Consider the following 5,662-nt stretch of genomic DNA (forward strand, 5'->3'; position numbering starts at 1 on the left):
AGTCATCCGCCGCAATGCCATCCACAAGGGCAAATGACAGCCCTCACCCCGCACCACGAACACACCCACACCACACCGCCAGACCACCCTGCCCACAGAACGGTCAAAACACGAGAAGGGCGGCCGGGACAACCCGGCCGCCCTTTCTCGTTGATCAGCCCAGGATGGTACGCCGCACATGCATCGCATACGCCCAGGTGAGCCCGAAGATCACCCCGACGGCGGCGAGCGTCCAGTGCAGGAACCCGCCGAGCAGCAGCAGACCCTGAAGGACGGCCCCCGCGGTCCACGCCCAGTTCCGTTTCATCGACCCGGCCAGCACGATCGCCACCACCGTGGCCACGAGCGCCGCCGTGATCGCCGGCCCCTTACGGTCCCCCGCAATCACGGCCAGCGGCGCGATCGTCAGGAGCAGCACGATCACTTCCAGCGCCAATGTTCCGGCGCCCAGTCCGCGTACCGCCGCCTGAGGGTTTTTGAGACCGGAACGCAGCGGCGCGGCAGCCGGGGTGCTCTCGGACGGTGTCGCGTCCTCCTCCGGCGCGCTCATCGTTTGAGCAGTTTCCGCGCGTCGGCGACGGTCACGACCGAGCCGGTGATGAGCACGCCGACACCGCTGAGTTCGCCGGACGCGTCCTCCTCGGCCTGGACGACGGCTTCTTCGATGGCGTCCGGCATGTCGGAGGCGACGGTGACCCGGTCCTCGCCGAACACCTCGATCGCGAGCCGGCCCAGCTCGACGGCGGGGAGGGCGCGCGGTGAGCTGTTCTGGGTCACGACGAGCCGGGCGACGACCGGTTCGAGCAGTTCGAGCAGGCCGGTCACGTCCTTGTCGCCGAGCACCGACAGCACCCCGACCAGGTGCCGGAAGGTGAACTCCTCCTCCAGCGCGGCGACCGTGGCGGCCATGCCGTGCGGGTTGTGCGCGCCGTCGAGCAGGATGGTCGGCGCGCTGCGGACGCGTTCGAGCCGGCCGGGCGAGTCGACCCGGGCGAACCCTTCGCGGACCAGGTCGGCTTCGAGCTGTTTGCCGGGGCCGGCGCCGAGGAACGCCTCGACGGCGGCGAGCGCGATGGCGGCATTCTGCGCCTGGTGGGCGCCGAAGAGCGGCAGGAAGATCTCGTGGTACGCGCCGCCGAGCCCCTGAAGGCTGAGCAACTGCCCGCCGACCGCCTGGTGGCGCTCGATGACGCCGAACTCGCTGCCCTCACGGGCGAGGGTCGCGCCCATGTCCGCGCAGCGTTCCAGGATGGGCCGCATGGCCTCCTCGGTCTGCAGCGCGGTCACCACGGTGGCGCCGTGATGGATGATGCCGACCTTGTGCCAGGCGATGTCCTCGATCGTGTCGCCGAGCCACTCGGTGTGGTCGAGCCCGATCGGGGTGAGCACGCACACGCCGGCCTCGATGACGTTGGTGGCGTCCTCCTCGCCGCCGAGCCCGACCTCGACGACCGCGATGTCGACCGGCGCGTCGGCGAACGCCGCATACGCCATGGCGGTCGTCATGTCGAAGTAGGTCAGCGGCTCGGGGTTGCGGGCGTCGATCAGCTCGGCCAGCGGCGCCACGTCCTGGTACGTGGCGACGAACCGCTCCTCGGAGATCGGCTCCCCGTCGAGGCTAATCCGCTCGCGAACCGTCTCCAGGTGCGGGCTGGTGTAGCGGCCGGTGTGCAGCCCGTGCGCCTGCAGCAGCGCGTCGATCATCCGGGCCGTGCTGGTCTTGCCGTTGGTGCCGGTCAGGTGGATGGCCGGGTAGGCCCGCTGCGGGCTGCCCAGCACGTCGACCAGATCGCGGATCTTCTGCATGTCGAAGACCATGCGGGTGAAGCCGCGCTCGTTCAGCGCGGCGTCGACTTCTTCGTATGCGGTGCTCATGCGGTGCTCACTGGGCATGCCCTCCCGGCCCTTGCTTCGCTGCGGTGCAGTCGGTCATGCCGAAGGCAGCGCTTCCAGGGCGGCGGCGATCCGGCCGAGATCCGCCTCGGCGGCCGCCAGCCGGTCCTTGATCTTCGCGACCACGGCCTCCGGCGCCTTGCCCACGAAGGCCTCGTTGCCGAGTTTGGCCCGGCACTGGGCCGCCTCCTTCTCGGCGGCGGCCCGGTCCTTCTCCAGCCGGGCCCGCTCGGCGGCCACGTCGATGGCGCCGCGCGTGTCCAGGTCGACGGTGATGCCGCCGGTCACCGCGAGGGTCGCGGTGGTGGCGAAGTCGGCGCCGGGCGCGTCGAGCCGGGCCAGGGACCGGATCAGCGGCTCGTGCGTGTCGATGCCGACGTTGCCGAGGCCGGTCAGCGCGGCGGTGACCCGCTGGCTCGGCTTGAGACCCTGGTCGGACCGGAACCGCCGGACCTCGGTGACCACCTTCTGCAGGGCGGCCAGTTCCTCCTCGGCGGCGTCGTCGATCAGCGCCTGGTCGACGACCGGCCACGCGGCCGTCATCACCGTCTCGCCGCCGGTGAGCGCGATCCACAGCTCCTCGGTGACGAACGGAATGACCGGGTGCAGCAGGCGCAGCAACTGGTCGAGCACGTGCCCGAGCACCCGCTTCGTGACGTCGGACCCGGCCGCGAGCACGGGCTTGCTCAGCTCCAGATACCAGTCGCAGACGTCGTCCCACGCGAAGTGGTACAGCGCGTCACAGACCTTCGCGTACTCGTAGGTGGCGAAGTAGCCGTCGACCTCGGCGGTCACGTGCTGCAGGCGGGAAAGAACCCACCTGTCGATCGCGGAGAGCTCCGACGGCGCCGGCAGCGGCCCGTCGACGGTGGCGCCGTTCATCAGGGCGAACCGGGTCGCGTTCCACAGCTTGTTGCAGAAGTTGCGGGAGCCCTGACACCACTCCTCGCTGATCGGCACGTCGGAGCCGGGGTTGGCGCCGCGGGCCAGCGTGAAGCGGGTGGCGTCGGCGCCGTACCGCTCGATCCAGTCCAGCGGGTCGACGACGTTGCCGAACGACTTCGACATCTTCTTGCCGAACTGGTCACGGACCATGCCGTGCAGGTTGACCACGTCGAACGGCTGCCGGCCGTCCATCGCGTAGAGGCCGAACATCATCATCCGGGCGACCCAGAAGAACAGGATGTCGTAGCCGGTGACCAGCACGCTGGTCGGGTAGAACTTCTCCAGGTCGGCGGTCTGCTCCGGCCAGCCCAGCGTGGAGAACGGCCACAGGCCCGACGAGAACCAGGTGTCGAGGACGTCCTCGTCCTGCTGCCAGCCCTCACCTGACGGCGGCTGCTCGTCCGGCCCGACGCAGACGATCTGGCCGTCCGGCCCATACCACACCGGAATCCGGTGACCCCACCACAGCTGGCGCGAGATGCACCAGTCATGCATGTTGTCGACCCAGGCGAAGTAGCGCTTGGACAGCTCGGCCGGCTCGATCTTCACCCGGCCGTCGCGCACCGCGTCACCCGCCGCCTTGGCCAGCGGCCCGGTGCTGACGAACCACTGCAGCGACAGCCGCGGCTCCACCGTGGTCTTGCAGCGCGAGCAGTGCCCCACCGAGTGCACGTAGGGCCGCTTCTCCGCGACGATCCGGCCCTCCTCGCGCAGCGCGGCGACGATCGCCGGACGCGCCTCATACCGATCAAGACCTTCGAACGGCCCGGGCACGGTGATGACCGCCCGCTCGTCCATGACGGTGAGACTGGGCAGGTTGTGCCGCTGGCCGATCTCGAAGTCGTTCGGGTCGTGGGCCGGCGTCACCTTCACCGCGCCGGTCCCGAAGGACGGGTCGACGTGCTCGTCGGCCACGATCGGGATGCGCCGCCCGGTCAGCGGCAGCTCCACCTCGGTGCCGACCAGGTGCTTGTAACGCTCGTCGTCGGGGTGCACGGCCACCGCGGTGTCACCGAGCATCGTCTCGGCACGGGTGGTGGCGACGACGATCGCGTTCTCCCCCTCGCCGTAACGGATCGAGACGAGCTCGCCCTCGTCGTCGCTGTGCTCGACCTCGATGTCACTGAGCGCGGTGAGGCACCGGGGACACCAGTTGATGATCCGGTTGGCCCGGTAGATCAGGCCGTCGTCATACATCCTCTTGAAGATCGTCTGAACGGCCCGGGACAGGCCCTCGTCCATGGTGAACCGCTCGCGGGACCAGTCGACGGAGTCGCCGAGCCGCTTCATCTGGCCCAGGATCGCGCCGCCGGACTCGGCCTTCCACTCCCAGACCCGCTCGACGAACGCCTCACGGCCCAGGTCGTGCCGGGACATCTGCTGGGCGGCGAGCTGCCGCTCCACCACGTTCTGCGTGGCGATGCCGGCGTGGTCCATGCCGGGCAGCCACAGCACCTCGAAGCCCTGCATCCGCTTGAGGCGGACCAGGGTGTCCTGGATCGTGTGGTCGAGGGCGTGGCCCACGTGCAGCGAGCCGGTCACGTTGGGTGGCGGGATCACGATCGTGAAGGGCGGCTTGTCACTCTTCGGGTCCGCGGTGAAGTAGCCCTCCGATACCCAACGCTCGTACCGCCGCTGCTCTACCTCGCCCGGCTGGTACTGAGCGGAGAGTCCACCGGTGGGCCGGCTGTCGGGGGTACGGGTTTCGGTCGCATCGGTCACCCGACAAGTCTACGGAGCCCCGCCGACCGCAACGAATTCGCACCTCCTCCGACGGAAGCGACCCCCGCCACACCCACGTGACCGCCCGTTTGAAACCCGTTTCGCCCGATCCTACGAATCACTGCGCGGGCCCGCCGTCCGGCTCGCTCCCGCGAGATAGGCTCGCCTGATGTCGGACCGCGGCCAGAACACCTCCTCCTCCGCCATCCCCGCGCAGGACGTGCCCGACCGCGTCCCCCCGGCCTCGCCGGAGGCCCCTCTCGAGCCGGCCTCGCCGGAGGTCCCTCTCGAGCTCAGCGCGAGCGACGACGGTGACAGCCCGTTCAGCCTCACCGGCCGGCCACTCACCGACGAGACCGAGGAGGACGACACCGCGGGCCGGCCCCGCAAGGCCCGCACGGTGGTGCTGACCAGCCTGCTGCTGGTGTCGCTGGCCGGCGCGTCGACGCTGGGGTGGTTCGGCTGGCGGGTCAATTCGCAGCGCCAGACCACGCTGTCCACGCCGTCGACGATCGGCGCCTTCACTCTCGACGACAGCGAGCAGGCCACCTCGACCGCCGACTACCTGCAGTCCGCGCTCTCCGCCGAGATCGCCCTCGACAAGGCGGTCGGCGCCGTCTACAACAGCGCCGACAAACGCTCCGTCCTCTTCTTCGGCGGCACCACCCTGCTGTGGTCCCCGGAGAGCGACCTGGACTCGTCCTTCGATCTCGTGGCCGACGACCAGGGCGCCGTGAGCGGCTTGAAAGAGGTCGACGCCGGCGACTTCGGCGGCGTCATGAAATGCGGCGTCTCCCGCTCCACCGACGGCGACATGACAGTCTGCGGCTGGGCCGACCACGGAAGCATCGCCCTGGCCCTGTTCCCCAACCGCACCGAATCCGAAGCGGCCCCTTTGATGCGCGATTTAAGAGCCGCAATTCAAACCCGCTGATCCGGTACGCGCCACAACTCCCACAACCGCATCCACCCGGCCCCCGGCTGCGCCGCTACCGCCGGCCAGGGGATGGCTCGCGCTCGTGTCAGGGCAAAAAGAAAAGGCCCACCCAGTCACCCGGGTGGGCCTTTCCATACGTTGAGTCCGGCGGCGTCCTACTCTCCC

At 69.6% G+C, this 5,662-nt stretch carries 4 protein-coding genes; 1 reads left to right on the forward strand and 3 read right to left on the reverse strand.

Going from position 1 to position 5,662, the window contains the following annotated elements; genetic code table 11:
* Positions 1 to 154: 154 nt before the first annotated feature.
* From BM290_RS46880 to BM290_RS46890, 3 genes are read right to left on the reverse strand one after another with little or no spacing between them, the layout of a single operon-like run.
* Positions 155 to 550, reverse strand: coding sequence for a DUF4233 domain-containing protein (locus BM290_RS46880; RefSeq protein ID WP_093622502.1), 396 nt, complete (start codon positions 548 to 550; stop codon positions 155 to 157).
* A complete protein-coding gene (locus BM290_RS46885) occupies positions 547 to 1,875 on the reverse strand; it encodes a bifunctional folylpolyglutamate synthase/dihydrofolate synthase (protein ID WP_093622504.1) in 1,329 nt (442 codons plus the stop codon). Before BM290_RS46885 ends, BM290_RS46880 begins: the two co-directional genes overlap by 4 nt.
* 54 nt (positions 1,876 to 1,929) lie before the next feature.
* On the reverse strand, positions 1,930 to 4,560 hold the full coding sequence (locus tag BM290_RS46890) for a valine--tRNA ligase (RefSeq protein ID WP_093622503.1): 2,631 nt from the start codon (positions 4,558 to 4,560) through the stop codon (positions 1,930 to 1,932).
* A gap of 169 nt (positions 4,561 to 4,729) precedes the next feature.
* Here BM290_RS46890 and BM290_RS46895 point away from each other — a divergent pair, with 169 nt between their 5' ends.
* Complete coding sequence (locus BM290_RS46895; protein WP_239144155.1) at positions 4,730 to 5,494, forward strand: hypothetical protein; 765 nt, start codon at positions 4,730 to 4,732, stop codon at positions 5,492 to 5,494.
* Positions 5,495 to 5,662: the final 168 nt, after the last annotated feature.

Origin of the sequence: Actinoplanes philippinensis, assembly GCF_900113015.1 — a bacterium.
GTDB lineage: Bacteria > Actinomycetota > Actinomycetes > Mycobacteriales > Micromonosporaceae > Actinoplanes > Actinoplanes philippinensis.